The following is a 25942-nucleotide window of genomic DNA, read 5'->3' as shown; positions in this document are numbered from 1 at the left end:
TTCCACAATTTTCGCCGTTTGGCTATCATTCCGGCAAGACGAAGGAGTTGGTGGGCACGTGGCGGACAGCAAACATCATGGCGCGCTCGGCGAAGTCTACGCGGCCAAGCGCCCGGAAGAGGTGGCTGCACTTTATGATCGCTGGTCGCAGACCTACGACGCCGACATGTCGGCGGCCGGTTACCGCCACCCGACGATCTGCCTTTCCTTGCTTGCCCGTCATCTGCCGCGCGGTTCGGCCCCGTTGCTCGACGCCGGGGCAGGGACCGGGCTGATCGGCGAATGGCTCGATATTGCCGGCTATCCCCAGGTCGAGGCGCTGGATGTCTCGCAAGGCATGCTGGATCAGGCCGCGCGCAAGGGCGTCTATTCGGCGCTGCATTGCCTGGCGCTCGGCGGCGCCTTGCCCTTTGCCGACGACGCCTATGCCGGCATTATCTCGGCCGGCGTCTTCACCTCGGGTCATGTCGGCGCCGAGGGACTGGACGAATTGATCCGCATCTGCCGGCCGGGCGGAGTCATCGTGCTGACGGTCAAGAACACGCTTTGGGATCAGGGCTTTGCCGCGCGCATCGCCGAACTCGAAGCGCAAGGCCTCGTCACCCGCGCCGAGGAAACCCGCCCTTACGTTTCGATGCCTGGCGAGGCCGATACCGTGCCCAGTCGTGGCCTCGCCTTGCGCGTAAGCTAAGCTTTCACGCGCTCCATTGCCGGGTCGTATAGTGGCTCGAGATGGATATTCGCCGGCGTCCGCTGCATCGCGACCACCAGTTCATAGCTGCCCGAGGCGAGGAAATCATCGCTTACCCCGTCGGCGCTGCGCACATAGCCATAGCCGATATTCTTGCCCACCGTGTAGCCATAGCCGCCGCTGGTCAGATAGCCGACTGGCTCGCCGTCGCGCAGAATGGTTTCGCGGCCGAGCAGCACGATCTCCGGATCGTCGACCGTGAAGCCGGCAAAGCGCTTCTTCAGCGACGCGCCGCCAACCTTCTCGAGCGCACGCCGTCCGACGAAGTCGGTGTTCTTCCGCAGCTTGACCGCCCAGCCGAGCCCGGCCTCCAGCGGTGTGTCGTTGGGCGTGATGTCGGACCCCCAGGCGCGATAGCCCTTTTCCAGCCGCAGCGACTCCAGCGCGCGGTAGCCGACCGGCCGGATGTCGTGCTTCCCGCCGGCCGCCATCAGCGCGTCGAAGACTTCGCCGGTGGCGGCGATCGGGACATGCAACTCCCAGCCCAGTTCGCCGACATAGGTGACGCGCAGCGCCCGGACAACGTGATCGGCGATGACGATCTCCCTGATATGGCCGAACGGGAAGCTGGCATTCGACACATCGCTCCCGGTCACCGCCGAAAGCACGTCGCGGGCACGCGGGCCCATCAGCGACAGCGTGCCGAAATCCTCGGTGACGTCGGTCAGCCTGGCATCGAGGCCCTCGCCAATATGGTCGCTGATCCACGAGGCGTCATGAGTGCGGAAACCGGTGCCGGTGACGATGTAGAATTTCTCCTCGGCAAGCCGCGACACGGTCAGGTCGGCCTCGATGCCGCCGCGCGTGTTGAGAAGTTGGGTGTAGGTCAGCCGGCCGGCCGGCTTGCTGACATCGTTGGCGCAGATCCAGTCCAGCGCCTTCGCCGCGTCGGGGCCGCTCAGCTCATACTTGGCGAAGGACGACTGGTCGAAGATGCCGACATGCTCGCGCACATGCCGGTGCTCGTCGCCGACGGCCGCGAACCAGTTCTGCCGGCCCATCGAATAGACGTCCTTTGGCTCGACGCGCTCCGGCGCGAACCAGTTCGGCCGCTCCCAGCCGAGCTTCGAGCCAAACACGGCGCGCTGCTGTTTCAACCGCTCATATAGCGGCGAGACGATGCGCGGCCGGCCGCTGGCATACTCCTCGTGCGGAAAGCCGATCGTGTAATGCTTGCCGTAGGCTTCCAGCGTGCGCTCGCACACCCATTGCCGGTCGCGGTGCAGGTTGGAAAAGCGCCTGATGTCGACCACCCACAGGTCGAGCGGCGCCTCGCCGTCGACCACCCATTGCGCCAGCACCCAGCCGGCGCCGCCGCCCGAGGCGATGCCGAAGGCGTTGAAGCCGGCGCCGACGAACATGTTGGCGCATTCGGGCGCCACGCCGAGGATGAAATTGCCGTCCGGCGTGAAGCTTTCCGGCCCGTTGATCATCTGCTTGACGCCTACGGTTTCCAGCGCCGGCACCCGCGCGATCGCCTGAACCATGTGCTGCTCGAAATGATCGTAGTCGTCGTCGAACAGCCGGAATTCCCAATCGTTGGGCACGTCCCCTGTCGTCCAGGCCTGCGGGTTCGGCTCATAGCCCCCCATCACCAGGCCCCCGACCTCCTCCTTGAAGTAGGTGCGCCGGTCGGGGTCGCGCAGCGTCGGCGCGTCTGTTGCCAGCCCCGCGATCTTCTCGGTGATGATGTATTGGTGCTTGACCGGCTGCAGCGGCACGTTGATGCCGGCCATGGCGCCGACTTGCCGTGCCCATTGTCCTCCGCAGTTCACCACCTTGTCGCAGGCAATGTCGCCCTGGTTGGTCTTCACCGCCGTGATGCGGTCGCCCTTCATCTCGAAGCCGGTGACGCGCACGTCCTCACAGAGCCTGGCGCCATGCATTCGCGCGCCCTTGGCCAGTGACTGGGTGATGTCGGACGGGCTCGCCTGGCCGTCGGTCGGCAGCCAGGAGGCGCCGACCAGATCGCCGGTTTCCATCAGCGGCCACATCGCCTTGACCTCCGCCGGAGACAGCAAGTGCATGTCCATGCCGAAGCTCTTCGCTGTCGTCGCCAGCCTTTTGTACTCGGTCCAGCGGTCGGCATTGGTGGCGAGCCGCAGGCAGCCGGTCATCTTCCAGCCGGTGGCGAGCCCGGTTTCGGCCTCCAGTCCCTTGTAGAGGTCGACGGAGTATTTCAGCACGCGCGTGATCGAGGCCGAAGAGCGCAATTGCCCGACCAGTCCGGCGGCATGCCAGGTCGAGCCCGAGGTCAGCTTGCCCTGTTCGAGCAGCACCACGTCGGCCTTGTGGTCACGCGCAAGATGATAGGCCGTCGAACAGCCGATGATGCCGCCGCCAATGACGACGACCGCGGCCTGGCTAGGCAAGGTCATGATTTCAGGATCCCGTATTTTGTCCGGTAGTTTTCCAGCGCCGCGTCGAGCCGCACCAGGTTTTCCTCGGTGTAGGCGACGTAGTCGATGCCCGGCGCGTCGAGATAGAGCTCCGACACCATGCTCCACATTGCTTCGCGCAGCAGCGAGGCGCATTGCATGGCGGCGTGCGAGCGGCGGATCGCCTCGTCAGGCTCCTTCATGAAATAGGCGGTCAGGAAGGCGAAGGATTCCGCGTCGCTCATGCCGGCGTTCGAAGCGACGCCGGCAAGGTCAAACATCGCCGTGTTGAAGCCGGCATATTCGAAATCGATCAACCACAGCCTGCTGCCGTCATCGAGAATGTTGGCAGGCAGAAGATCATTGTGGCCAAAGACGATCGGCAGCAGTTTCTGGGCACGCTCCAGCTCGTCGGCCAGCGCCAGGAAGCGCGGCAGGTCACCGCGCTTGCGACTGCCGCCCTCGTCAAGCGTGCGCGCATAGTCGCGGATGACGTGGAACACCCAGAACATGAAGCCGGCGCCGGAGATATGGTTGGGCATCTCCCGGTGAAAGCCGCGCATCAGCGCCGCGACGCGGCCGAGATTGGCGCGCACGTCCTCGGCCAGATAAGTTTTGGCGCCAAGAAACGCCGTCACCAGGATTCCGGGTTCGGCATAATGGACCGCCGGCGCGAAGCCGGCGGCGTGAGCCGCCCGCGCGGTCATCACCTCGCGTTCGCGGAAGACATGGTGGAACGGATAGTCCTGGCCGAAGCGCACGACATGTTTGCCGGCCGTGTCGGTGACCACATAGTTGGCATTGCTCAAGCCGCCGGGCAGCGGCGCGATCTCGATGGCCCCCGTCCAGCAGGGCAGGGCGCGGATGCGGTCTTCGGCAATCACGGAATCATCCCTGGTTTGCTGACCTGGTTGGCTGGGCTTCGACAAGGCGCCATCGGCAGCGCAACGGCGGCGGAGGGAAGTGCATACAATCCCGTCGGTGCGGGACGCCAGGATTGGTATCCCGCACCGCACCGACGAGCCCCTTGGCCAGGTTTTTGAACCCGGCATCCGCCCCCGCGGATCTGAAAATTCCTTGCACCAGGCACGTTACAGGCTACCTGGTCCCTGAGTTTGCGGCCCTGCCAATTCCCCTCCCGCGCAGCTCCGAACCCATGTTGAGGTTCGATTTCACGCCAGGGTTGCCCTTCTGTCAATAAAAAGATGTGACTTTTTTTGGGTGTTTTGCCCGAAAGCATTGGGCAGTTCCTTTAAAAGCGTTAGGAATGCCCTAGAATCGGTCAACTTTCCAGGGCTTCAAATGATTCACTCGAAACGGCATGGCGAAATCCTGCGGCTGCTGCAGGAAGAGGGAACCGTCACCATCGCCAGCCTGGCCGACCGGCTGGGCGTGTCGCTCGAAACCGTGCGCCGTGACGTCAAGCCGCTCACCAGCGACGGCTCGGTTCTGAAGATGCATGGCGCCATCGGCCTGCCGTCGTTGATCGGCGAGGCGCCGTTCGAACGGCGCATGCGCGAGCATGCCGACGCCAAGCGCAGCATTGCCCGCGCGGTCGCGGCCACCATCCGCGACGGCGAATCGATCATGCTCGACACCGGCACCACGACGTCGTTCCTGGCGCGCGAACTGCTCGGCCACCGGCGCCTGACGGTCGTCACCAACTCGTCCGATATCGCCCGGACGCTGGCCACCATCAACGGCAACAAGGTGTATATGGCCGGCGGCGAGTTGCGCAGCGATTCAGGCGCCGCTTTCGGGACGTCGGCCATCGAGTTCGTCAGCCGCTTCTCGGTCAGCCACGCCATTATCTCCACCGGCGCCGTGGATGCGCTGACGGGCGTCATGGACTACGATCTGGAAGAGGCGGAATTCGCCCGCATGGTGCTGTCGCGCGGCCAGCGCTCGCTCGTCATCACCGACCACACGAAGTTCGGCCGCCAGGGCCTGGTTCAGGTCTGCGGCTTCGACGGCTTTTCCGAACTCGCCACGGACCGCGGGCCGCCGCACGACATTGCCGCCGCCCTCGCACAGGCCGGCGCGCGGCTCAGCATCGCCCGCAGCGAGGCCGGAATTTAACTCTGGCGGCTGGCGGCGCCTGCAAATGCCAGGACCGGCCACGGCCCAGGCGTCAGGATGGTCGAAAACTCATCCTGAAGCAGGCGCCGCCAGGCTTGCCGTCGAGGATCTCGATGCGCCCGCCATGCAACTGCATGATTTCCTGCACGAGGTTGAGGCCGAGGCCGGCGCCGTGATCCTGCGGGCGCAGCCGGTAGAAGGGCTCGAAAATGCGTTCCCGCTCGCCCGGCGGCACGCCGTCGCCTTCGTCCCGGACCTCGATGATGGCGGGCATTGTGACGCTGACGGTGATCTTGCCGGCCCGGCCGCCATGTTCGATGGCGTTCTGCACGATGTTGGTCACCGCGCGTTCGATCGCGGTGCGGTCGCCGGTGGCAAAAAGCGTGTCCCGTTCCGGCTCGAACGACATTTCGTAGCCGGCCGAGAACGCCATCGGCGCGAGGTCGACGATGACGCCGCGCGCGATCGCCACGAGGTCGACCTTTTCGAAGGCCGTTGTCTGCCGGTCGAGGCGCTGCAGGTCGAGCAGCTGGTCGGTCAGCGTCGAGAGCCGTGCCGCATCCTGCAGCAGCCTTGCCCGCTCCGGCGTCGCCGGCAGCGAGGCAAGGCGCGTGTTGAGGATGGCGACCGGTGTCCTGAGTTCATGGGCTGCATCGGTCAGGAAGCGCTTGTGGCGCTCATAGCCCTTGTCGAGCCGCGCAAGGGCTGCATTCACCGCCTTGACCAGCGGCGTCACTTCCTTTGGCACATCCTTCAGCGGCAGCTGCACGCCACGCTGGTCGATGTCGATGCGTTCGGCCTCTGCGGCCGCATGGCCAAGGCCTGACAGCGCGCCGCGCACCACCCATGGTGTCGCGACCAGCGTGGCCAGCGCCATCAGCCCGGCGAGCGGCAATATGCCTTGCAGGAAGAATTGCGGCGCCTGGCCGAGCAGGCGCAGCAGCGAAAGCCCGCCCTTGGTGCCGCTGAAGATCTGGACATTGCCGGCCGCCGTATCGGTCCAGCGGATCTTTCCCTCCGGCGGCGCGGCTTGTCCGATTGCGTGGTCGATACGGGCGTCGCTGATAGTGTCCAGCAGTCCGACAAAGGGCTGGAAAATGGCTGGCACCGTGCCTTCTTCCAGCCGCTGCCCTTGCTTGTCGCGGATGATGAACCAGAGGTCCGGAACGTTCGAGCGCAGCTTTGCCATATCCGGCGTCTCGGTGATGACAAGCTTGTCGCCGGCATCGCGTGTCACCGCATCCGCCAGCACGTCCATCGTGCCGTCCTCGTAGTCGTGCGGTATAAGGCCGGTGGCCAGCATGGCGCCGAGAATGCCGACGATGATCAGCGTCAGCATCGCGCATTGCAGCAAGGCGATGCGAAGCACCAGGCTCCATTTGAGCGAACGCGGGCGCTTGAGGCTCATAGGTTGGCGCTCATGTCGTTTCGCGCAGGAGATAGCCGACGCCGCGAATGCCATTGATCGTCACGCCGGCATCGGCATCGGCGAGTTTGCGGCGCAGGCGCGAGACGTGGGTGTCGAGCGCGTTGGACTGGATCTCGTCGTCGAGGCCGAACACCGCCTCCATCAGCGCCTCGCGCTGCACCATGCGGCCGGTCCGGCGCATCAGCGCCTCCAGCACCAGGAGTTCGCGCCGCGGCAGGCTGAGCGGTTTGGCACGGATCGACGCTTCGCGATGCCCGACGTCGAGCACCAGATGGCCGGCGCGGATGAATTGCGACTGCATCGGTGCCGGGCGCCTGAGCAGCGCGCGCAACCGGGCAAGCAATTCCTCGAAGGCGAATGGTTTTGCCAGATAGTCGTCCGCGCCCATGTCCAGCCCATCGACCTTGTCCGCTGTGTCGCCTCTCGCCGTCAGCATCAGCACGGGAGTGGTGTTCTTGGCCGAACGCAATCTGGGCACCAGCGACAGCCCGTCGCCATCCGGCAACTGACGGTCGAGCAGGATCGCGTCGTAGCTGTCGGCGGCGACGAAGCCTTCGGCTTCGATGAGCGAGCCGGCATGATCGACCACCATGTCGTGGCGCTTCAGCGCGGCACGCAAGGCAGAGACCATTTCGGGCTCGTCCTCGACCAGCAAGATTCGCATCGACAGTTCTCCAGCAACGGCAACAGCTTCGGGCGCTACTGCGCCAACATTGCGCAAACATGGCAAAGCCGAACGGCCCGGGGTCGACAGGCGCTTTCTTTGGCTCTCCGAGATTGCGCAATGTCTATGCAACCCAGTCGCGGCAAACAGCGCCGGTCGGCACGAATCGCCCATGCCGGCGTGAAGGCGTCGGGCCCGAATATGCAACAGGTCGGGCCCGACGTTGAAGCGAAATGACGCTGAAACCAAATGGCGCTGAAACGAAAACAAGTGGCACACCAAACTGGTTGGCGTGCTGTTGTCCCGAATTGAGGTTACAATGCCCGCAAATGATGCTCTGTCTTTTCTCATGGCGTGGACCGTCGCGCCTTTCAAGATCGGCTCCGTCACCCCATCCAGTTCCAGCCTGGCGGCGTTGATGACCAGGGATATCGGCCCCGGGACTGGCCCCGTGCTGGAGCTCGGTCCCGGGACCGGTCCGTTCACGCGGGCACTGCTGTCGCGCGGGGTAAGGGAAGAGGATCTAACGCTGATCGAGTCCGATCCGGATTTCGCGGCACTGCTCAAGCGTCGCTTTCCCGCGGCACGGATCTTCGAGATGGATGCTGTCGGTCTGCGCCATTTGTCGCTCTTCCACGGGCCGATGGCTGGCGCCGCCGTCAGCGGGCTGCCCTTCCGGCTGATTTCGCCGCGCAAGACGCTCGCCATTCTCGAAGGTGTTTTCGCGAACCTTCGCCCCGGCGGAGCGCTCTATCAGTTTACGCTCGGACGGCGCTGCCCGTTCGACCAGTCTCTGCTCGACCGGCTCGATCTCAAGGTCACGCGGGTTGGTCATACCTTCCGCAATTTCCCGCCGGCGACGGTCTATCGCATCGCCACAATCAAGGCAGCCGGAACCTATGACTGGCGCTTCGCATGACGGGACCATTGTCGGCCATTCTCGGCTTCGGCCTGTTCGGCGTCTTCTGCCTCGCCTTCACCGAGAAGATCCTGCCGGTTCCGCCCTCGCATGTGTTGCTGCTGTTTCTCGGCATGACGGCGGCGCCTGACGCTGCGACGCTGGCGATCCTGTTGGCGGTGACGACTTCCGCCTCCTTCGCCGGCTGCCTTTTCTGGTATGGGGTCGGCGGCCGGATCGGGTTCGACCGTGCCGACAGGCTGATCGGACGAGCCGGCAGATATGTCTTCCTGCGCCCCGAAACCTATCGCAAGCTTGGCCAGGCCTATCGCCGCAATCATGTAAGGGTATCCTTGCTGGCGCAGTTCATCCCGACTGTACGCAATTATCTGCCGATCGCTGCTGGCGCGCTGTGTCTGCCTGCGTTGCCTTTCGCGGCCGCGACACTGCTTGGCGCCACCATATGGAATGCGGGCTTTCTCCTGACCGGCTATCTCATGCACGGCAGCGGCCAGGATTCTTTCACGGTGGGCTTGCGCATCATCGTTATCGTCGTGGCGCTGGAGACGGCCTTCATGCTTGCGCTGCGCTATGGCCCGACATGGCGGCGCCGGATCAGGCTGATGCTCGGCTGAACGCGCACACCAGGTCATGGGATAAGCTCCGCGGTCGGCTTTCCTTCGCTTGCCTGCCGGTGTTTAGTCCGGCCATGGCCTTCACCATCCGCCAGTTGCAGTTCTTCGTCGCCGTCGCCGAGCAAGGTACGGTGTCGCGTGCGGCGCAAAACCTCTCCATCTCGCAATCGTCGGTCACCGAAGCGATCAAGGAGCTTGAAAGCGATCTCGGCGTCGAATTGTTCGAGCGCCATCCGCGCGGCCTCAACATCACCCACAAGGGCCACCAGTTCCTGCGTCATGCCACAAAGATTCTCGCCGACGTGTCCGACGCCCGCCGCTCTTTTTCCGGCGAACAGGCCGTGGCGGGAGGCCGGCTGCAACTCGGCGTCACCTCGCTGGTCGCCGGCTATGTGCTGTCGGATCTGCTTTCCCGCTACCGCCGCGCCTATCCCGGCGTCGAGGTCTCGGCCATTGAGGACAATGGCGACTACCTCGAACATTTGCTGATCGGCGGCAAGCTCGACATTGCCGTCATGGTCACCTCCAATTTGCGCGACCGCACTGCCCTGCAATCGGAAATTCTCGAAGTCTCGGCCTATCGGCTGTGGCTGCCGCTCGGCCATCCCTTGGCTGGCGCCGACATCATCGGCATTGGCGATATCGCCTCCGAACCGCTGATCATGCTCACCGTCGACGAGATCGAGGAGAACACCGGCAAGCTGCTGACGGCGATCGGCGCCAGGCCGCACGTCGCCTTCCGCACCCGCTCCGTGGAAGCCGTGCGCAGCCTCGTCGCTACCGGCGCCGGCGTGGCGCTGCTGCCAGATCTCGTCTACCGGCCCTGGTCGCTGGAAGGCGACCGCATCGAATCGCGCGACATTTCGGGCGCCTTGCCGGTGGTGCAGGTCGGCATGGTCTGGCGGCGAGGCTCCGGCCTGCCGCCAGCGGCGCGCGACTTCATCGGGCTTGCCCAGTCGCAACGGACGGTCCGCCAGCGGCCCTGATCCGTGGCGATCTATCGGAAAAACCGATATCGCCCTTCTGATAAATGAATTTGCGAAACCGGAATTTTCCAAGCACCTTCCGTTCAGGGACCAAAGCCGCCATCAGAGCGGCATCAGTCCATTGGACGAGCTGACAGTTTTTCAGTCCGCGCGTGATCTGGCGAAAACCGGAGCGGTTTCAGGGTCACGCGCCAAAATGGGAGATCGATGATGAATTCATTCCTGAAGTCTTGCACTGCGCTGACGGTTGCGCTGACCTTCTCCGGGCAGGCCGTTGCACAGGTCAAGGAACTGGGCAAGGGCGAAGGTCAGGTCAACATCGTTGCCTGGCCGGGCTATATCGAGCGCGGCGAGACCGACAAGGGCTATGACTGGGTCACCGGCTTCGAGAAGGAGAGTGGCTGCAAGGTCAACGTCAAGACCGCCAACACATCCGATGAGATGGTGTCGCTGATGAACGAGGGCGGCTTCGACCTCGTCACCGCTTCGGGCGATGCCTCGCTGCGCCTCGTCGCCGGCAAGCGCGTGCAGCCGATCAACACCGATCTCATCGCGAGCTGGAAGACGGTCGACGACCGGCTGAAGGACGCGCCCTGGTTCACCGTCGACAAAGTGCACTACGGCGTTCCCTATCAGTGGGGTCCGAACATCCTGATGTACAATACCGAGGTGTTCAAGGAAGCACCGAAGAGCTGGAACGTCGTCTTCGAGGAGATGAAGCTGCCGGACGGCAAGTCCAACAAGGGCCGTGTCCAGGCCTATGACGGACCGATCCACATCGCCGACGCCGCCAACTACCTGATGTTCCACAAGCCCGAACTCGGCATCAAGGATCCCTACGAATTGAACGAGGACCAGTACAAGGCGGCGCTTGAATTGCTGCGCGTCCAGCGCACGCTGGTCGGCCGCTACTGGCACGACGCCGCCATCCAGGTCGACGATTTCCAGAACGAAGGCGTGGTTGCTTCGGGCTCGTGGCCCTATCAGGTCAACACACTTGTCGCCGCCAAGAAGCCGGTCGCTTCGACCGTGCCGGAAGAAGGCGTCACCGGCTGGGCCGACACCACCATGATGGAAGCCGACGCGGCGCACCCGAACTGCGCCTATATGTGGCTCGAGCATTCGCTGGCGCCGAAGGTGCAGGGCGATGTCTCAGCCTGGTTCGGTTCGCTGCCGGTCGTGCCCGCCGCCTGCAAGGGCAACGAGTTGCTAGGCGAGGAAGGCTGCAAGACCAACGGCTATGACAATTTCGACAAGATCAAGTTCTGGAAGACGCCTGTCTCCAAATGCGTCACCCAGAACGATCAGTGCGTGCCTTACTATCGCTGGGTGTCCGATTATATCGGCGTCATCGGCGGACGTTGATTGATAGGCGCGCGACAGGCAGGCCTGCCTCGCGCCTACCCCTCATCCGACCGAGCTCCGCTCGGCCACCTTCTCCCGCAAGGGGAGAAGGAAGGCCGCGGCACTGCCGCCTCTCATAATCTCCACCTTGCGGCGACCTTTGCACGGGACTTTTCTTCTCCCCTTGTGGGAGAAGGTGGCCTCGCGAAGCGAGGTCGGATGAGAGGTAATTGCGATAAAACCTGTGTCTGAAAAAGCGCCCATGACCCCAGCCGTTTCCTTTCAAAAAGTCTCGCGCCATTTCGGCAGTGTTCGCGCTGTCGACGCGGTCGACCTCGACATTGCGCCAGGCGAATTCTTCGCCATGCTCGGGCCGTCGGGTTCCGGCAAGACGACGTGCCTGCGTCTCATCGCCGGCTTCGAGCAGCCGACGGCGGGCTCCATCTCGATCTTCGGCGAACGCGCCGAGGGCGTGCCGCCCTATCGCCGCAACGTCAACACAGTGTTCCAGGACTACGCGCTGTTCCCACACCTCAATGTGCTCGACAACGTCGCCTACGGACTGATGGTCAAGCGCGTCGGCAAGGCCGAGCGGCACAAGGCTGCGGAAGAAGCCTTGTCACTGGTGCGGCTGCCCGGCTACGGCGCGCGCCGGCCCGGCCAACTCTCCGGCGGCCAGCGCCAGCGTGTCGCGCTGGCGCGTGCGCTGGTCAACCAGCCCAAGGTGCTGCTGCTCGACGAACCGCTCGGGGCGCTCGACCTCAAACTGCGCGAAAACATGCAGGAGGAGCTGAAATCACTGCAAAAGGCGCTCGGCATCACCTTCGTCTTCGTTACTCATGACCAGGGCGAGGCGCTGTCGATGGCCGATCGCGTCGCGGTTTTCAATGACGGCAGGATCATGCAGATAGGCACGCCGGAGGATATTTATCAGCGACCGAGCACGCGCTTCGTCGCCGATTTCGTTGGCTCGTCCAACGTGCTGCCGCCAGACTTCGTCCAGCGTTATTCCGGCCAGCGCCGCTGGGGCAGCCTGCGGCCTGAATCCATTCGCGTCGGCCGTGCCGCAAGCGGCGAGGGCGTGGCCGCGCGTCTCGTCTCGACCAACTATCTCGGCGCCACCACAAGGCTGGCTCTCGATGCCGACGGGTTGAAGCTGCACGCCGTGGTGCCGGCGGGGACGGCACTGCCTAGGGAAGGCGAGGCTGTGGTGCTCACCTTCAATCGCGAACACCTGCATCTGATGGACGAACCGGCATGATGACGGTTTGCGCGATTAGAGTCTCCAGCGTGGCGCTCTACGGCGCCCCCCTCTGGCCTGCCGGCCATCTCCCCCACGAGGGGGGAGATTGGATGTCGCGACTGCTTTCGCCAATCAGCAACGTTGCGGGAATGAGCGAGGCGCTGAAGCTGCCAATCTCCCCCCTCGTGGGGGAGATGTCCGGCAGGACAGAGGGGGCGTGAAGGATCGCTGCCTCTCCTATAAGCCCCACTGCCACAGGATGGTCCCATGACCATCGCTGCCCTCAACGCCAATCCCGCGCCCGCCATCCTGCCAGGCAGCGGCGGCATGCGCGGTGCGCTCTCCGACCTGTTCTGGCGCCGGCCAAAACTGCTTCTCCTGCTCATGCTGCTGCCGCCGGTTCTGTGGCTCGGCATCGTCTATATCGGCTCGCTGTTCGCGCTGTTGGCGCAGAGCTTCTTCTCCATCGACGAGTTCTCCGGCCTCATCAACCGGCAGTTCACGCTGAAGACCTATGGCGACCTGTTGCAGGCCGCCAATCTCGACATCATCCTGCGCACTGTGACGATGGCGGCACTGGTCACGCTGGCCTCGGCCATCGTCGCCTTCCCCATAGCCTACTACGCCGCGCGCTACGCGCGCGGCCGCTGGAAGGCGCTGTTCTATCTCGGCGTCATGCTGCCGCTGTGGTCGAGCTATCTGGTCAAGATCTATGCCTGGAAGCTGATCCTGGCCAAGGAAGGCATTTTGACCTGGCTGCTCGCCAAGCTGCATCTGCTGTGGCTGCTCGATGGCTGGCTGTCGCTGCCCGTGGTCGGCGGCAATTCGCTGTCGGTGTCCTTTACCGGCACCTTCGTCGTCTTCGTCTATGTCTGGCTGCCGTTCATGATCCTGCCGGTGCAGGCGGCCCTCGAGCGCGTGCCCGGCAATCTGGTCGAGGCCTCTTCCGACCTCGGCGCCTCGCCCGGCCAGACCTTCCGCAACGTGCTGTTTCCGCTGGCGCTGCCCGGCATCGTCGCCGGATCGATCTTCACCTTCTCGCTGACACTGGGCGACTACATCATCCCGCAGATCATCGGCACCTCGCGCCTGTTCATCGGCCAGGCCGTCTATTCGCAGCAAGGCACCGCCGGCAACATCCCGCTCGCCGCCGCCTTCACCGTGGTGCCAATCGTCATCATGGGTTTCTACCTCTGGGGCGCCAAGCGCATGGGGGCTTTCGATGCGCTCTGACCGCGGCCAGTCGGCTCCCCTTGGCCTGAAGATCGCGGCCGCCTGCGGCCTGCTCTTCCTGCATCTGCCGATCCTGCTGATCTTCGTCTATGCCTTCACCACCGAGGAGAAGAGCTTCGTCTGGCCGCCGCCGGGCTTGACCACGCAATGGTTCGCCGTCACCTGGAACCGCCCCGATGTCTGGGAAGCGCTGTCGCTGTCGGTCCGCGTCGCCGCCATCTCGACCACGATTGCGCTGGTGCTCGGCACGCTGTGCGCCGCCGCCGTGTCGCGAACGAAATTCTTCGGCCGCGAAACCATCTCGCTACTGGTCATCCTGCCGATCGCGCTGCCCGGCATCATCACTGGCATCGCGCTGCGCTCGGCCTTTGCGCTGGCCGATATCCCGTTCTCGTTCTGGACGATCGTGCTCGGCCACGCCACCTTCTGCGTGGTGGTGGTCTACAACAATGCGGTCGCCCGGTTCCGCCGCACCTCGGGTTCGATGATCGAAGCTTCGATGGATCTCGGCGCCGACGGCTTCCAGACCTTCAGGCATGTCGTGCTGCCCAACATAGCCACGGCACTGCTTGCCGGCGGCATGCTGGCCTTCGCGCTTTCGTTCGATGAGGTCATCGTCACCACATTCACCGCCGGCCAGCAGCAGACCGTGCCGATCTGGATGCTGGAGGAACTGATCCGTCCGCGCCAGCGACCGGTCACCAATGTCGTGGCCATGGTCGTCGTGCTGGTGACGCTGCTGCCGATCCTTTTTGCCTATTACATGACCCGCGACGGCGACCAGATCGCCGGAAGCGGGAAATGAAAAACAGCGAATAGGGAGTAGCGAGTAGCAAAAAATCGACAGCCAAACCCTACTTGCTATTCGCTACCCCCCATTCGCTCCTTCCAAGGGAGAAATCTGATGGACACCCAGATGCTGATCGGCTCAAAATTCGAAAAGGGCACCGAGACCGAGGAGCCGATCCTCAATCCGAAGACCGGGGCGACCATTCTCAACCTGCCGGAAGCCAGCCAGGCACAGATCGAGGCCGCCGTGGCGGCCGCCGAACAAGCGTTCGTCTCGTGGTCGCGCACCACGCCGGCGCAACGCTCCGGCTACCTGCTCAAAATCGCCGACCGCATCGAAGCCGAGGCCAGGGAGTTCGCCACGCTCGAGGCGCTGAACTGCGGCAAGCCGATCAATGCCGTGCTCAATGACGAAATCCCGGCCATCGTCGACTGCTACCGCTTCTTCGCCGGCGCGGTGCGCTCCATGCCGGGCGTGGTCGCGGGCGAATATCTGCCCGGCCACACCTCGATGGTGCGGCGCGACGCGATCGGCATCGTCGCTTCGATCGCGCCTTGGAACTATCCGCTGATGATGATGGCCTGGAAGCTGGCGCCGGCGATTGCCGGCGGCAACACCGTCGTCTTCAAGCCGTCGGAACAGACACCGCTGACGACGTTGAAGCTGGCCAGGATTCTGGCCGACGTGCTTCCCGAGGGCGTCGTCAACGTCGTGCTTGGCCGGGGCGACAGCGTCGGCAACACGCTGATCAACCATCCCAAGGTCAATATGATCTCGATCACCGGCGACGTCGCCACCGGCAAGAAGGTGCTGCAGGCCGCGGCCAAATCGGTCAAGCGCACGCATCTGGAACTTGGCGGCAAGGCACCGGTCATCGTCTTCGACGACGCCGACCTTGGCGCCGTCGTCAACGGCCTGCGCGCCTTCGGCTACTACAATGCCGGCCAGGACTGCACAGCGGCCTGCCGCATCTATGCCGGCAAAAAAATCTACGACAAGCTTGTCGCCGATCTTTCTTCCGCCGTCTCGACCATCAAGTACAATCTATCAGACGACACCGAGAACGAGATCGGGCCGCTGATCTCGCGCCGCCAGCGCGACCGCGTATCGAGTTTCGTCGAGCGCGCTTCGGAACTGAAACACATCGAGATCACCACCGGCGGCAAGCCGGGCGAGGGCACCGGCTTCTACTACCAGCCGACGGTCGTTGCCGGGGCACTACAGGAAGACGAGATCGTGCGCCGAGAAGTGTTCGGCCCGGTCGTCTCGGTCACTCGTTTCACGGATGTCGACGAGGCGGTGAACTGGGCCAATGACAGCGACTACGGCCTTGCGTCATCGGTATGGACGAAGGACGTTTCACGCGCCATGGCGACAGCGGCACGCCTGCAATATGGCTGCACCTGGATCAACACCCACTTCATGCTGACCAACGAGATGCCGCATGGTGGCCTGAAACAGTCCGGCTACGGCAAGGACATGTCACTCTACGCGCTGGAGGACTACACCGCCGTGCGCCATGTGATGGTGGCGCATGGGTGAGGAGCGGTCCGCGCAGCGGACGAAAAGCCCCTAAATGGGTTTTCGAGCGATGAACGCCCGGAGCGAAGGGCCGGGAGGTGGTCACTTCCCCTTGTGGGAGAAGGTGGCTTGTCGCGAAGCGGCAAGACGGATGACAAGACGGATGAGGGGTGTTCCAGCTTGGCGCCTACCTACCCCTCACCCGGATTGCCAACCGATTTGTGAAGGACACATCGGGGCAATCCGACCTCTCCCACAGGGGGAGGTGCGGCCGCGTTTGCTACTCCACGATGCGATAGATGTTCCACAGGCTGGTGCCTGACACGACATAGGGCTCCATCTCCTTACCCCATTTGGCGTGCGCGTCGATCTTGCCGATCTTGGCAAACATCGCCTCCAACTGTGCCAGGCTTTCGACTTGGTGATGCGACTCGACCGTCGCTTCACGGGCGCCGATCGATCCGGTCATGATCTGGAATTTGAGGTCGGCGAGGCCGACCTGCGAACCGATCTCGCGTTCCCATTTCCTGAGCAGTTCGAGCACGGTCTGCTTGTGTCCGAACTTGGCGTCGATCTGCCATCTGGCGCTGAACATGTTGGTTCTCCTCCGAGATTGCGGTTGAGCCCGCGGTTGATCTACTCGTCCCAGGCCTGCACGACGGTCTGCCGTGCGATCTGCCCGTTCTTCAGCTCCAGCATCGCCGCGGCGAACACTTTCGTGCCGTCCGGATAGGCGCAGGCCTGGGTGAAGGCGAGGCTGTCGCCGTTGGCGATGGTGGTGTCGACCTTGTGGGTCATCGCCCGGCTGCAGATATCGTCCCAGAACGTCGTGATCGCCGCTCGCCCGCGGATTTCGCGTGGCTTGCTCGGCGGGTTGTTGCGGTCGATCACCCGCACCAGCGCATCGTCGGCATAGAAGCTCGACAGCGTCTTTCCATCACGGCCTTCGATCGCCTTTTTGATCGCCGGGCCATCCACTGTTTGGGTCTTGGTCAGCATTTTATCCTCCATATGCCCATCTTCACAATCGGGCGGTCGATGCTTTGAGGTGCGGCCCGGCGCACATCGCCGGGCCGGGGTCTTCACTGCGACTTGGCCTTTACGGCCGCGAACACGTCGTCGGTCTGCTTTTTGAAGGTCGTGAGATCGACCTGGTTGCCGTTGAGGATCGTCGACCAATGGCGAACGATTGCCGCCATCGCGATCGTCTCCTTGATCTCCTCGTCGCTGGCGCCGTTGAGCTTGGCGGCTTCGGTGTGGAAATAGATGCAATACTGGCACGGGATCTGCGACGCGACCGCGAGCCCCATCAGCTCCTTGGTCTTGCCGTCGAGCGCGGTCTTGGGGTTGAGCTGGACGCCCTTGATCTCGGCCCAGGCGCCGGCGATGGCGACGTCGGGCAGTGTCTTGAACATATCCGGCACCGAGCCGAGCGTCGCCTGGATGTCCTTGTAGGCGGCGGTCGCCGATGCATCCTCGGCTCTCGCCGGAGTGATCGTGAACAGCGCGCCAATGCCTGCCGCGATCACAAGTGACCTGGCATTCAATCTTGACTTGGGCATTTCATCCTCCGTTCGCAGCGCCTTCCGGGTGATATCCGCGTGGCCTGCATGGGGGAGATTGATAGCGCTTACATCCGCCTGGCCGCTTCGCCCGAAAGCGCCATGGCACTCATGGCCCGTCCGGGCCAGCGGTCCTGACGGAAAATGCCGCCGCCGCCGCCCGCGATGGCAGGTCGAGCTTGAGCAGTATGTTGGCGACGTGGCGCTTGACCGTGTGCTCGCTCAGCCTGAGTTCAGCGGCGATCGCCGCATTGCTCTTGCCATCGGCGATCAAATTCACGACTTCGCTCTCGCGTGTGGTCAGGCAAGCCGGCTCGGTCGCCCTGGTCTTGGGCCGGCAGGCCGGCTCCAGGTGCTGTTCGGACATCGCAAGCACGAGCGCCAGCGGCTCCTCCAACTCGTCGATGTCGACACGCCCGCGGTCGACGAAATGAAGTCCCGAGCCGACTGCCAGATCGGCGACCAGCTTCGACGCCAATATCTCGCCGCGCCCTGCGTGAGCGGCGAGTTGTATCGTCACGCGACCCGTCAATCCTGCCGGGGGCCCGCGCAACTCGATCTCGCCGACATGCGCCCCTTGCGCGCTCGCCACCCCGATTTGCTGCGCCGCGTCGCGTAACGCCGCCGCGCAGCGTAAGGCACGCCCCGGGCCGTCGAAGCGCGAAATCATCATTTCGCCGTGCATGTCCGCGCAGCGCCCGCCATGGCGCGCCACAAGTGTCCGCCATGTTTCGTGGAAATGCTCGCTGCGTTCGCTCCACATCCTGTCGCCAAGCCGTGCCGTGTCGTAGATGCGTGTCACCAGAAGCGCCGCCAGGACGCGTTCGGCTTCCGCCACGGCGCGCTCGCCGGTCAGGAATTCTTCGATCAGGTCGGCCACCCGGTCGACATCGCCGGTCCAGATCGGATGGTCGCGCCCTGGAATCTCAACCAGCCGCGCATTCGGGATTTTCCTGGCCAGGAAGCGGCTGGCGTCTGGATCGACCCGCGCATCGTTGCGGCGATGGATCAGCAGCGTCGGCGCGCTGATCGCCGCCAGCACGCCACGTACGTCGATTTCCGCGTTCATTCGCGCCAGTGCCGCCGCTGCCGTCGGGCTCGCCGACAGCCGCTCGAAACGGGCCCACCACTGGGTAAAATGCGCGTCGTCGACCCGGCCCGGTGCGAAATTCGGCAAGGTGGCACCGGTGCCCCAGGCAGTCTCGGTCGTAACGATGAAGGCGTTGAGGCGTTCCGGCGGCATCACCCATTTGTGGAAATGCGCATAGCCGCCATAGAGCGTCAGTGCCCGCGTCCGCTCCGGATAGGTGGCGGCGAACAGCATCGCCAGCGGCGCTCCCTCGGAAGCGCCGAGCAGTGCGGCACGGCCGCTGCCGACCGCGTCCATCACCGCGCGCACATCATCCATGCGGGTCTCGAGGCTGGGCAGGTGATGGACATCCACGCGGTCCGAGAGACCCGTACCGCGCTTGTCGAACAGGATGAGCCGTGAGAAGGCCGAAAGCCGCCGCAAGAGTCTGGTATAACCCTCGTCTTCCCAATGCAGGTCGAGATTGGAAATGAAGCCCGGGACAAAGACGAGATCAAGCGAGCCCTGGCCGACCACCTGGTAGGCGATCCGCACCTCGCCGCTAAGGGCGTATCGGGTCTCGATCGGCCTCACGAGGTTGTCCGCCCGGCCTGACGATTTCTGATCGCCAACCATAGCAGAGCCGCGCCGGGTGCGGCAGTCTAAACTTTAGCGACGCGGAATATAAGCGGCGCGGCCCGGCGGCTATTTTTGCGAGGCTGCTACGTCGGCCGGGAAAGCCTTGAGGCCGAGCTTGAGATCGGCCTCTGCCGGGGTGATCGGCCGCTTGATCCTGGCCGAAGCGACCACAACCAGTTCGTCGAAACCCTCGCCGCCGCTGTCCAGCATCTCGAAGAACTGGCGCCGCATCCTCGGCTCCCAGAACTTGTTGATGTGCTCGGCGACGCCGGCAATGCCTTCCTCGCGTGGCCTGGAGTGGAAAAAGGCGGCGATCTGGTTGGCCATGCGCACCAGTTTTCTTTGGTGCTCATGATGTGGTCTTCGTCATGCGACATGCTGGGCAACTCCGGAGATCACCCTGTCAGGGTGGGTAAAAACATCGAAATCGTCGCCGCGCACCAATGCCACCAGCGTCATGCCGGCTTCCTGGGCCGTGCGGATGGCAAGTGCGGTGGGAGCGGAAACGGCGATGATGAAGGCGGAACCGATCGCCGCCGTCTTCTGCACCATCTCGACCGAAACACGGCTGGTCACCACGACAGCGCCCGACGCGCCGTCGATATTGGCCTTGGCCAGCGCGCCCGCCAGCTTGTCCAGCGCATTGTGGCGACCGACATCCTCGCGCGCCATGACGACGCCCTTGCCGGGCACGTAGAAACCGGCGGCGTGCACAGCCCCCGTCTCGGTATGCAGGGGCTGCACCTTCGACAACAGCTTGACCGAACGGGTGATGTCTTCGGCCTCAAGCGTAAGTTTCGACGCACCGACCGCATCGACTGAGCGCATTGCTTCCTCAATGGATTCAATGCCGCAGAGCCCGCAGCCGACCGGCCCGGCAAGCCTGCGGCGGCGGGCCTCGAAGCGCGTATTGGCGAGGTCCTTCAGCCGGATCTGGATGTCGATGCCGGCGCCATGATCCTCGATTTCGATCGCTTCGATCTCTTCAGGGGAAGCAATGATGCCTTCGGTCAGCGAGAAACCGAGTGCGAAATCCTCGAAGTCTGCCGGGCTTGCCATCATCACCGCATGCGTGGTGCCGGCGAAGGAGAACGCCACCGGCGTCTCCTCCGGCACCATGCGGTTGGCCGCCGTCGTACCGCTGGCGCGGTGCGCCAAGCGGGAAACTTGGCTGAGAGGCGGGCGGGGACGCATCAGGTTCGCTTCATCCAAACGGGTGTCAGTTCGGGAACATCATGCGCAATGGCTTCAAATGCCTCATAGTGCCCATTGCCCATTATCTTGCCGACAATGCCACGAAGCTTTTCGAAATCCTCTTTCGCAGCATGTCCCTGAATATCGCTAAGAAAGCGATCCAGATCAGCGCCTTGCTTCTCACAAAGGCGAAGGAGCATTTCGTAGGCTTCCTTCCTAGTCACCCTTCGCCTCTCCAATGATCGGGGTCACCTTCAGTTCCACGTGGGCGACTGAGCCAAGACTACTCCGCCGCCTGCAGCGGCGCGATGCGGCGGCTGTTCTCGGCTTGCTCGTTATAGTCGCGCTGCCATTCCGACGGGCCGTTGGAGGCGCCGACCTGCACCGCCGTCACCTTGTACTCCGGGCAGTTGGTCGCCCAGTCGGAGAAGTCGGTGGTGATGACGTTGGCCTGCGTGTCGGGATGGTGGAAGGTGGTGTAGACCACGCCCGGCGACACCCGGTCGGTGATCAGCGCGCGCAGCGTCGTCTCGCCCGAGCGGCTGGTCAGCCGAACCCAGTCGCCATCGCGCAGGCCGCGGTTCTCGGCATCGTGCGGATGGATCTCCAGCCGGTCTTCCGAGTGCCACATGACGTTGTCGGTGCGCCGCGTCTGCGCGCCGACATTGTACTGGCTGAGGATACGGCCGGTGGTCAGCAGCAGCGGGAAGCGCGGTCCGGTCCTTTCGTCCGTCGCCACATACTCGGTGCGGATGAACTTGCCCTTGCCGCGCACGAAGCCGTCGACATGCATGATCGGCGTGCCGAGCGGCGCCTTGTCATTGCAGGGCCATTGCACGGAGCCGACGCGGTCGAGCAGATCGAAGGAGACATTGGCGAAGCTTGGCGTCGTCTTGGCGATCTCGTCCATGATTTCGGCCGGATGCGTATAGTTCCAGTCGAGACCGATGGCGCGGGCAAGCTCCTGTGTCGCCTCCCAGTCGGCAAAGCGCGCCTTCGGCTCCAGCACTTTGCGCACCATGTTGATGCGGCGCTCGGCATTGGTGAAGGTGCCGTCTTTCTCGAGGAAGGTCGAGCCGGGCAGGAAGACGTGCGCGTAGTTCGCCGTCTCGTTGAGGAAGAGGTCGTGCACGACCACGCATTCCATGGCGGCAAGGCCGGCGGCGACATGCTTGGTGTCGGGATCGGACTGCAGGATGTCCTCGCCCTGGATGTAGATGCCCTTGAAGGAGCCGTCGACGGCGGCATCCAGCATGTTGGGGATGCGCAGGCCGGGTTCGTCGTCCAGCTTCACGCCCCACAGGCTCTCATAGATGTCGCGCACCGCGTCGCCCGAAATGTGCCGGTAGCCCGGCAGCTCATGTGGGAACGAGCCCATGTCGCACGAGCCCTGCACGTTGTTCTGGCCGCGCAGCGGGTTCACGCCGACGCCTGGGCGGCCGATATTGCCGGTGGCCATTGCAAGGTTGGCGATGGCCATCACCGTGGTCGAGCCCTGGCTGTGCTCGGTGACGCCGAGGCCGTAATAGATCGCGCCATTGCCGCCCTTGGCGTAGAGGCGCGCGGCCCCGCGGATCAGCTCGGGATCGACGCCGGACAGCTTGCCGACGGTTTCGGGGCTGTTTTCCGGCAGGGCGACGAAGGATGCCCAGTCCTGGAATTCGGCCCAGTCGCAGCGCTCGCGGATGAAGGCTTCGTCGAAAAGGCCCTCGGTGACGATGACATGCGCCAGCGACGTCAGCACGGCGACATTGGTGCCGGGCTTCAGCGGCAAATGGTAGTCGGCTTCGACATGCGCCGACTTGACCATCTCGGTGCGGCGCGGATCGAGCACGATGAGCTTGGCGCCTTGGCGCAGCCGCTTCTTCAGCCGCGAGGCGAACACCGGATGCGCGGACGCCGGATTGGCGCCGATGATGACGGCGACGTCGGTGAATTCGACGGAATCGAAATCCTGCGTGCCGGCCGAGGTGCCGTAGGTCTGGCCAAGGCCGTAGCCGGTCGGCGAATGGCAGACGCGCGCGCAGGTGTCGACATTGTTGTTGCGGAAGCCTTGCCGTACCAGTTTCTGGACGAGATAGGTCTCTTCATTGGTGCAGCGCGAAGAGGTGATGCCGCCGATCGCGGTGCGGCCGTACTGGTACTGGATGCGGCGGAATTCCTTGGCCGTATGGGCGATCGCCTCTTCCCAGCTCACTTCGCGCCAGGGATCGCTGACCCTTTCGCGGATCATAGGCGACAGAATGCGGTCCTTGTGGGTGGCGTAGCCATAGGCGAAGCGGCCCTTGACGCAGGAATGGCCGTGATTGGCCATGCCCTCCTTGTAGGGCATCATGCGGATGACTTCGTCGCCCTTCACTTCGGCCTTGAACGAGCAGCCGACGCCGCAATAGGCGCAGGTGGTGACGGCGGAGCGCTCCGGCAGGCCCTTTTCGAGCACGGTCTTCTCGCGCAGCGCATCGGTCGGGCAGGCCTGCACGCAGGCGCCGCAGGATACGCATTCGGAGGCGATGAAGTCCTCGTGCATGCCGGCGACCATGCGCGATTCGAAGCCGCGGCCCTCGATGGTCAGCGCGAAAGTGCCTTGCACCTCTTCGCAGGCGCGCACACAGCGCGAGCAGACGATGCATTGCGCCGGATCATAGGTGAAATAAGGGTTGGATTCGTCGCGGGCGATATAGTCGACCGCGAGCGAGCCATGGCCCGGCGCGACGCCATTTTCTTCCTTGACGTGATTGCGGCCCTCGACGCCGTAGCGGTTTTCGGTCAGGCCGACGGACTTCGCCACCACATCGAACTCGCTGGCGCCGGTTCCGGCCTTCTCGTTCCAGCCCGTAGGATGGTCGGAGACGTAGAGTTCCATGACGCCGCGGCGGATGGCGTCGAGCCTGTCCGACTGCGTGCGCACCACCATGCCTTCGCCGACCGGCGTCGTGCAGGAGGCCGGCGTGCCGCCGCGCCCTTCGATCTCGACGAGGCAGACGCGGCAGGAACCGAAGGAGTCCAGCATGTCGGTGGCGCAGAGTTTCGGGATTTCGACCCCGCCTTCCATCGCCGCGCGCATGATCGACGTGCCTTCCGGCACGCTGATGCTGCGGCCATCGACGGTCAGCGTGACCTGCTTCTCAGCCTTCGATTGCGGCGTTCCGTAATCGAGTTCTTCGATGAGCGTCGGGAAGTCGGCCTTGATGTTCATCTGCCAGTTCCTATTCTACTGTCTCGGCGACGGGCGTCAGCGACTCTCTCGCTGACAGGCCAAAATGCTCGATTAGTTCAAAAGGTAAATCTTTTTCGAAAGCCGTAAAAGTGATTGACCCGTCACTTTCAAAATACCGGATTTCGAGAACGATCCTTGACTTTTCTTCGACGATTTCCGTCACCTCCAGATACATGCTGTCTGGCTCGTTATCGCTACACAGCATGACCTCAAATTGACGTGTCTGATATTCAAGGGCCATCGGCCTACTCCGCTGCCTCGGCAACTGGCGCGGGCTTGAAATCCTCGGGGAAATGCGTGATCGAGCTCATCACCGGGTAGGGCGTGAAGCCGCCCAGCGCGCAGAGCGAACCGAACTTCATCGTGTTGCAGAGGTCGGTGACCAGAGCGAGGTTCTTCTCCGGCTCGATGCCGGCGGCGAGCCTGTCGATGGTCTCCACGCCTCGCGTCGAGCCGATGCGGCAAGGCGTGCACTTGCCGCAGCTTTCGATGGCGCAGAATTCCATGGCGAAGCGTGCCTGCTTCAGCATGTCGGCGGTATCGTCGAAAATCGTGATACCGGCGTGGCCGATCAGTCCATCGCGCTTGGCGAATTCTTCGTAGTCGAACGGCGTGTCGAACAATGCGCGCGGGAAGTAGGCACCGAGCGGGCCGCCGACCTGCACCGCCTTCACGGGACGTCCGGTGGACGTGCCGCCGCCGATATCGTCGACGATCTCGCCCAGCGTCAGGCCGAAAGCGGTTTCGAACAGGCCGCCTTGCTTGACGTTGCCGGCGATCTGGATCGGGATCGTGCCGCGCGAGCGGCCCATGCCGAAATCCTTGTAGAAAGCGGCGCCCTTGTCCATGATGATAGGTACGGAAGCCAGCGAGATGACGTTGTTGATCACCGTCGGCTTGCCGAACAAGCCTTGGATCGCGGGCAGCGGCGGCTTGGCGCGCACCACGCCGCGCTTGCCTTCCAGGCTGTTCAGGAGCGAGGTTTCCTCGCCGCAGACATAGGCGCCGGCCCCGACGCGGATTTCCATGTCGAAGGCATTGGGCGAACCCAGCACATTGACGCCGAGCACGCCGTGCTTGCGGGCAATCTCGACGGCCTTGTTCATTGTTGCCACCGCATGCGGATATTCCGAGCGGATGTAGACAAAACCCTTGGTCGCGCCGGTGGCAATGCCGGCGATGGTCATGCCTTCGATGAGCACGAAGGGGTCGCCCTCCATGATCATGCGGTCGGCGAAGGTGGCGCTGTCGCCCTCATCGGCGTTACAGACGATGTATTTGCGTTCCGATGTCGTATCGAGCACCGTCTTCCACTTGATACCGGTCGGGAAGCCGGCGCCGCCACGGCCGCGCAGTCCGGAGTCGGTCACTTGGCTGACGATGTCGGCGGGCGCCACGGCCACTGCATTCTGCAGGCCTTTCAATCCGCCGAGCGATTTGTAGGCATCGAGCGACAGCGGGTCGTTGATGCCGCAGCGCGCGAAGGTCAGCCTGGTCTGCTTGGCGAGGAACGGGATTTTGTCGGGCGCGCCGAGCCAGCGCTTGTGGTGCCCGCCCTTGAGGAAGCCGCTGTCGAACAGGCTTTTCACGTCCGACGGCTTCACCGGCCCGTAGGCGACACGGCCATTGGCTGTCGCCACTTCGACCATCGGTTCGAGGAAATAGGCGCCACGCGAGCCGTTGCGCACGATCTTGGCCTCGATGCCGCGTTCGGCAAGCTCGTTTGCGATCGCCTTGGCGACCTTTTCCGCGCCCAGCGCCAGCGCGCCGGAATCGCCGGGAATGTAGATGCGGGGAGTCATGAGCGCACCTCGGCTACGATCTCGTCGATCTTTTCGTCATCGAGCCGTCCGATCACCTCGCCGTCCAGCATCGCCGACGGCGAACAGGCGCACAGCCCGAGACAATAGACCGGCTCGAGCGTAACCGATCCGTCACGCGTGGTCTCGTGGAAATCGATACCGAGCAACTGCTTGATCCTGGCGGCGACGGCGTCCGAGCCCATCGACTGGCAGGCTTCCGCCTGGCAGAGCTTGAGCACGTGCCGGCCGGCCGGGCGGGCGCGGAAGTCGTGATAGAAGGTGACGACACCATGCACCTCGGCCCTGGATAGGTTCAGCCCATCGGCGATCACGGGCACGGCGTCGTGCGGTACGTGGCCGAACTCTTCCTGGATGCCGTGGAGGATCGGCAGCAGCGGACCTTCAAGGTCCTTCAACTCCTGGATAATCGCCGCAGTGCGTGACGCGATCTCGGTACTTGCAGGCTGCATCGTCATGCAGCGCCCTCCCTGGTCGATAGCTTTTAGCG

General features: G+C 63.8%; 24 protein-coding genes and 1 pseudogene. 10 read left to right on the top strand and 15 right to left on the bottom strand.

Translation table 11 applies throughout. The features are described 5' to 3' along the window. Positions 1 to 58 precede the first annotated feature (58 nt). Positions 59 to 691: a class I SAM-dependent DNA methyltransferase gene (locus EJ077_RS27075; protein WP_208697675.1), complete on the top strand. Its 633-nt coding sequence runs from the start codon at positions 59 to 61 to the stop codon at positions 689 to 691. On the opposite strand, the gene EJ077_RS27070 is transcribed toward EJ077_RS27075, so the two are convergent. After that, positions 688 to 3129: a GcvT family protein gene (locus EJ077_RS27070; protein ID WP_208697673.1), complete on the bottom strand. Its 2442-nt coding sequence runs from the start codon at positions 3127 to 3129 to the stop codon at positions 688 to 690. The genes EJ077_RS27075 and EJ077_RS27070 overlap by 4 nt on opposite strands. Then, positions 3126 to 4013 (bottom strand): phosphotransferase family protein, encoded by an 888-nt coding sequence (locus EJ077_RS27065; protein ID WP_127280249.1) that lies wholly within the window; start codon positions 4011 to 4013, stop codon positions 3126 to 3128. The genes EJ077_RS27070 and EJ077_RS27065 overlap by 4 nt, the downstream gene beginning before the upstream one ends. Before the next feature lie 418 nt (positions 4014 to 4431). Between EJ077_RS27065 and EJ077_RS27060 the strand changes: the two genes are divergently transcribed. Then, complete coding sequence (locus tag EJ077_RS27060) at positions 4432 to 5208, top strand: DeoR/GlpR family DNA-binding transcription regulator (protein ID WP_208697671.1); 777 nt, start codon at positions 4432 to 4434, stop codon at positions 5206 to 5208. Positions 5209 to 5260: 52 nt separating this feature from the next. Here the strand turns inward: EJ077_RS27060 and EJ077_RS27055 are convergent, their stop codons facing one another. After that, the gene (locus tag EJ077_RS27055; RefSeq protein WP_208697669.1) at positions 5261 to 6616 is read right to left on the bottom strand and encodes a sensor histidine kinase; all 1356 of its coding nucleotides are present in this window, start codon (positions 6614 to 6616) and stop codon (positions 5261 to 5263) included. A 10-nt stretch (positions 6617 to 6626) separates the two neighbouring features. Beyond that, entirely contained in the window at positions 6627 to 7301 is a 675-nt protein-coding gene (locus EJ077_RS27050; protein ID WP_208697667.1) for a response regulator transcription factor, read from the bottom strand. 319 nt (positions 7302 to 7620) lie between these two features. Here EJ077_RS27050 and EJ077_RS27045 point away from each other — a divergent pair, with 319 nt between their 5' ends. The 8 genes from EJ077_RS27045 to EJ077_RS27010 all read left to right on the top strand — a co-directional run bounded on the left by EJ077_RS27045 (position 7621) and on the right by EJ077_RS27010 (position 15972). Further along, on the top strand, positions 7621 to 8220 hold the full coding sequence (locus EJ077_RS27045; protein ID WP_208697665.1) for a class I SAM-dependent methyltransferase: 600 nt from the start codon (positions 7621 to 7623) through the stop codon (positions 8218 to 8220). Further along, positions 8217 to 8834: a DedA family protein gene (locus EJ077_RS27040; RefSeq protein ID WP_208697663.1), complete on the top strand. Its 618-nt coding sequence runs from the start codon at positions 8217 to 8219 to the stop codon at positions 8832 to 8834. Before EJ077_RS27045 ends, EJ077_RS27040 begins: the two co-directional genes overlap by 4 nt. Positions 8835 to 8908: 74 nt before the next feature. After that, positions 8909 to 9820: a LysR substrate-binding domain-containing protein gene (locus EJ077_RS27035; protein WP_208697661.1), complete on the top strand. Its 912-nt coding sequence runs from the start codon at positions 8909 to 8911 to the stop codon at positions 9818 to 9820. 210 nt (positions 9821 to 10030) lie between these two features. Then, positions 10031 to 11185, top strand: a complete 1155-nt coding sequence (locus EJ077_RS27030; protein WP_208697659.1) for an ABC transporter substrate-binding protein — start codon at positions 10031 to 10033, stop codon at positions 11183 to 11185. A 241-nt stretch (positions 11186 to 11426) separates the two neighbouring features. Next, positions 11427 to 12425 carry an ABC transporter ATP-binding protein gene (locus EJ077_RS27025; protein ID WP_208697657.1) on the top strand — a complete coding sequence of 333 codons (999 nt, stop codon included), beginning with the start codon at positions 11427 to 11429 and terminating at the stop codon, positions 12423 to 12425. A gap of 249 nt (positions 12426 to 12674) precedes the next feature. After that, positions 12675 to 13640, top strand: coding sequence for an ABC transporter permease (locus EJ077_RS27020; protein ID WP_208697655.1), 966 nt, complete (start codon positions 12675 to 12677; stop codon positions 13638 to 13640). Continuing rightward, positions 13630 to 14445 (top strand): ABC transporter permease, encoded by an 816-nt coding sequence (locus EJ077_RS27015; RefSeq protein ID WP_208697654.1) that lies wholly within the window; start codon positions 13630 to 13632, stop codon positions 14443 to 14445. The genes EJ077_RS27020 and EJ077_RS27015 overlap by 11 nt, the downstream gene beginning before the upstream one ends. Positions 14446 to 14544: 99 nt before the next feature. Further along, positions 14545 to 15972 carry a gamma-aminobutyraldehyde dehydrogenase gene (locus EJ077_RS27010; protein WP_208697652.1) on the top strand — a complete coding sequence of 476 codons (1428 nt, stop codon included), beginning with the start codon at positions 14545 to 14547 and terminating at the stop codon, positions 15970 to 15972. A gap of 259 nt (positions 15973 to 16231) precedes the next feature. Here the strand turns inward: EJ077_RS27010 and EJ077_RS27005 are convergent, their stop codons facing one another. From EJ077_RS27005 to EJ077_RS26955, 11 genes and pseudogenes are all read right to left on the bottom strand, one after another. Further along, on the bottom strand, positions 16232 to 16546 hold the full coding sequence (locus EJ077_RS27005) for a hypothetical protein (RefSeq protein ID WP_208697651.1): 315 nt from the start codon (positions 16544 to 16546) through the stop codon (positions 16232 to 16234). A gap of 41 nt (positions 16547 to 16587) precedes the next feature. Then, positions 16588 to 16950, bottom strand: coding sequence for a nuclear transport factor 2 family protein (locus EJ077_RS27000; RefSeq protein WP_208697650.1), 363 nt, complete (start codon positions 16948 to 16950; stop codon positions 16588 to 16590). A gap of 83 nt (positions 16951 to 17033) precedes the next feature. Next, positions 17034 to 17513, bottom strand: coding sequence for a carboxymuconolactone decarboxylase family protein (locus tag EJ077_RS26995; RefSeq protein WP_208697649.1), 480 nt, complete (start codon positions 17511 to 17513; stop codon positions 17034 to 17036). Between the two features lie 109 nt (positions 17514 to 17622). Further along, positions 17623 to 19176, bottom strand: coding sequence for an alpha/beta fold hydrolase (locus EJ077_RS26990; RefSeq protein WP_208697648.1), 1554 nt, complete (start codon positions 19174 to 19176; stop codon positions 17623 to 17625). A gap of 111 nt (positions 19177 to 19287) precedes the next feature. Then, positions 19288 to 19598: pseudogene (locus EJ077_RS26985) on the bottom strand (formate dehydrogenase subunit delta). Then, positions 19588 to 20415: a formate dehydrogenase accessory sulfurtransferase FdhD gene (gene fdhD / locus EJ077_RS26980; RefSeq protein WP_208697646.1), complete on the bottom strand. Its 828-nt coding sequence runs from the start codon at positions 20413 to 20415 to the stop codon at positions 19588 to 19590. Before fdhD ends, EJ077_RS26985 begins: the two are co-directional and overlap by 11 nt. Beyond that, on the bottom strand, positions 20415 to 20615 hold the full coding sequence (locus tag EJ077_RS26975; protein ID WP_136092261.1) for a hypothetical protein: 201 nt from the start codon (positions 20613 to 20615) through the stop codon (positions 20415 to 20417). Before EJ077_RS26975 ends, fdhD begins: the two co-directional genes overlap by 1 nt. A gap of 83 nt (positions 20616 to 20698) precedes the next feature. Then, the gene (gene fdhF, locus EJ077_RS26970; protein WP_208697642.1) at positions 20699 to 23611 is read right to left on the bottom strand and encodes a formate dehydrogenase subunit alpha; all 2913 of its coding nucleotides are present in this window, start codon (positions 23609 to 23611) and stop codon (positions 20699 to 20701) included. 10 nt (positions 23612 to 23621) lie between these two features. Beyond that, complete coding sequence (locus EJ077_RS26965) at positions 23622 to 23873, bottom strand: hypothetical protein (RefSeq protein WP_208697640.1); 252 nt, start codon at positions 23871 to 23873, stop codon at positions 23622 to 23624. Between the two features lie 4 nt (positions 23874 to 23877). After that, positions 23878 to 25434 carry a formate dehydrogenase beta subunit gene (locus EJ077_RS26960; protein ID WP_208697638.1) on the bottom strand — a complete coding sequence of 519 codons (1557 nt, stop codon included), beginning with the start codon at positions 25432 to 25434 and terminating at the stop codon, positions 23878 to 23880. Next, positions 25431 to 25910 carry a formate dehydrogenase subunit gamma gene (locus EJ077_RS26955; protein ID WP_127276423.1) on the bottom strand — a complete coding sequence of 160 codons (480 nt, stop codon included), beginning with the start codon at positions 25908 to 25910 and terminating at the stop codon, positions 25431 to 25433. Before EJ077_RS26955 ends, EJ077_RS26960 begins: the two co-directional genes overlap by 4 nt. Positions 25911 to 25942: the final 32 nt, after the last annotated feature.

The sequence above is a fragment of the Mesorhizobium sp. M8A.F.Ca.ET.057.01.1.1 genome, assembly GCF_003952565.1.
In the GTDB taxonomy this organism is placed as follows: Bacteria; Pseudomonadota; Alphaproteobacteria; order Rhizobiales; family Rhizobiaceae; genus Mesorhizobium.
Note: the sequence above shows the minus strand (reverse complement) of the source record. Positions and strands in the feature narration are given on the sequence as shown.

Excerpts from the sequence above, each read along its gene's own strand:
- EJ077_RS27070 (WP_208697673.1), bottom strand. The coding sequence starts at position 3,129 with ATGACCTTGCCTAGCCAGGCCGCGGTCGTCGTCATTGGCGGCGGCATC.
- EJ077_RS27060 (WP_208697671.1), top strand. The coding sequence starts at position 4,432 with ATGATTCACTCGAAACGGCATGGCGAAATCCTGCGGCTGCTGCAGGAA.
- EJ077_RS27055 (WP_208697669.1), bottom strand. The coding sequence starts at position 6,616 with ATGAGCCTCAAGCGCCCGCGTTCGCTCAAATGGAGCCTGGTGCTTCGC.
- EJ077_RS27050 (WP_208697667.1), bottom strand. The coding sequence starts at position 7,301 with ATGCGAATCTTGCTGGTCGAGGACGAGCCCGAAATGGTCTCTGCCTTG.
- EJ077_RS27045 (WP_208697665.1), top strand. The coding sequence starts at position 7,621 with ATGCCCGCAAATGATGCTCTGTCTTTTCTCATGGCGTGGACCGTCGCG.
- EJ077_RS27040 (WP_208697663.1), top strand. The coding sequence starts at position 8,217 with ATGACGGGACCATTGTCGGCCATTCTCGGCTTCGGCCTGTTCGGCGTC.
- EJ077_RS27035 (WP_208697661.1), top strand. The coding sequence starts at position 8,909 with ATGGCCTTCACCATCCGCCAGTTGCAGTTCTTCGTCGCCGTCGCCGAG.
- EJ077_RS27030 (WP_208697659.1), top strand. The coding sequence starts at position 10,031 with ATGAATTCATTCCTGAAGTCTTGCACTGCGCTGACGGTTGCGCTGACC.
- EJ077_RS27025 (WP_208697657.1), top strand. The coding sequence starts at position 11,427 with ATGACCCCAGCCGTTTCCTTTCAAAAAGTCTCGCGCCATTTCGGCAGT.
- EJ077_RS27020 (WP_208697655.1), top strand. The coding sequence starts at position 12,675 with ATGACCATCGCTGCCCTCAACGCCAATCCCGCGCCCGCCATCCTGCCA.
- EJ077_RS27015 (WP_208697654.1), top strand. The coding sequence starts at position 13,630 with ATGCGCTCTGACCGCGGCCAGTCGGCTCCCCTTGGCCTGAAGATCGCG.
- EJ077_RS27010 (WP_208697652.1), top strand. The coding sequence starts at position 14,545 with ATGGACACCCAGATGCTGATCGGCTCAAAATTCGAAAAGGGCACCGAG.
- EJ077_RS27005 (WP_208697651.1), bottom strand. The coding sequence starts at position 16,546 with ATGTTCAGCGCCAGATGGCAGATCGACGCCAAGTTCGGACACAAGCAG.
- EJ077_RS27000 (WP_208697650.1), bottom strand. The coding sequence starts at position 16,950 with ATGCTGACCAAGACCCAAACAGTGGATGGCCCGGCGATCAAAAAGGCG.
- EJ077_RS26995 (WP_208697649.1), bottom strand. The coding sequence starts at position 17,513 with ATGCCCAAGTCAAGATTGAATGCCAGGTCACTTGTGATCGCGGCAGGC.
- fdhD (WP_208697646.1), bottom strand. The coding sequence starts at position 20,415 with ATGCGTCCCCGCCCGCCTCTCAGCCAAGTTTCCCGCTTGGCGCACCGC.
- EJ077_RS26975 (WP_136092261.1), bottom strand. The coding sequence starts at position 20,615 with ATGCTCCTTCGCCTTTGTGAGAAGCAAGGCGCTGATCTGGATCGCTTT.
- fdhF (WP_208697642.1), bottom strand. The coding sequence starts at position 23,611 with ATGAACATCAAGGCCGACTTCCCGACGCTCATCGAAGAACTCGATTAC.
- EJ077_RS26965 (WP_208697640.1), bottom strand. The coding sequence starts at position 23,873 with ATGGCCCTTGAATATCAGACACGTCAATTTGAGGTCATGCTGTGTAGC.
- EJ077_RS26960 (WP_208697638.1), bottom strand. The coding sequence starts at position 25,434 with ATGACTCCCCGCATCTACATTCCCGGCGATTCCGGCGCGCTGGCGCTG.
- EJ077_RS26955 (WP_127276423.1), bottom strand. The coding sequence starts at position 25,910 with ATGACGATGCAGCCTGCAAGTACCGAGATCGCGTCACGCACTGCGGCG.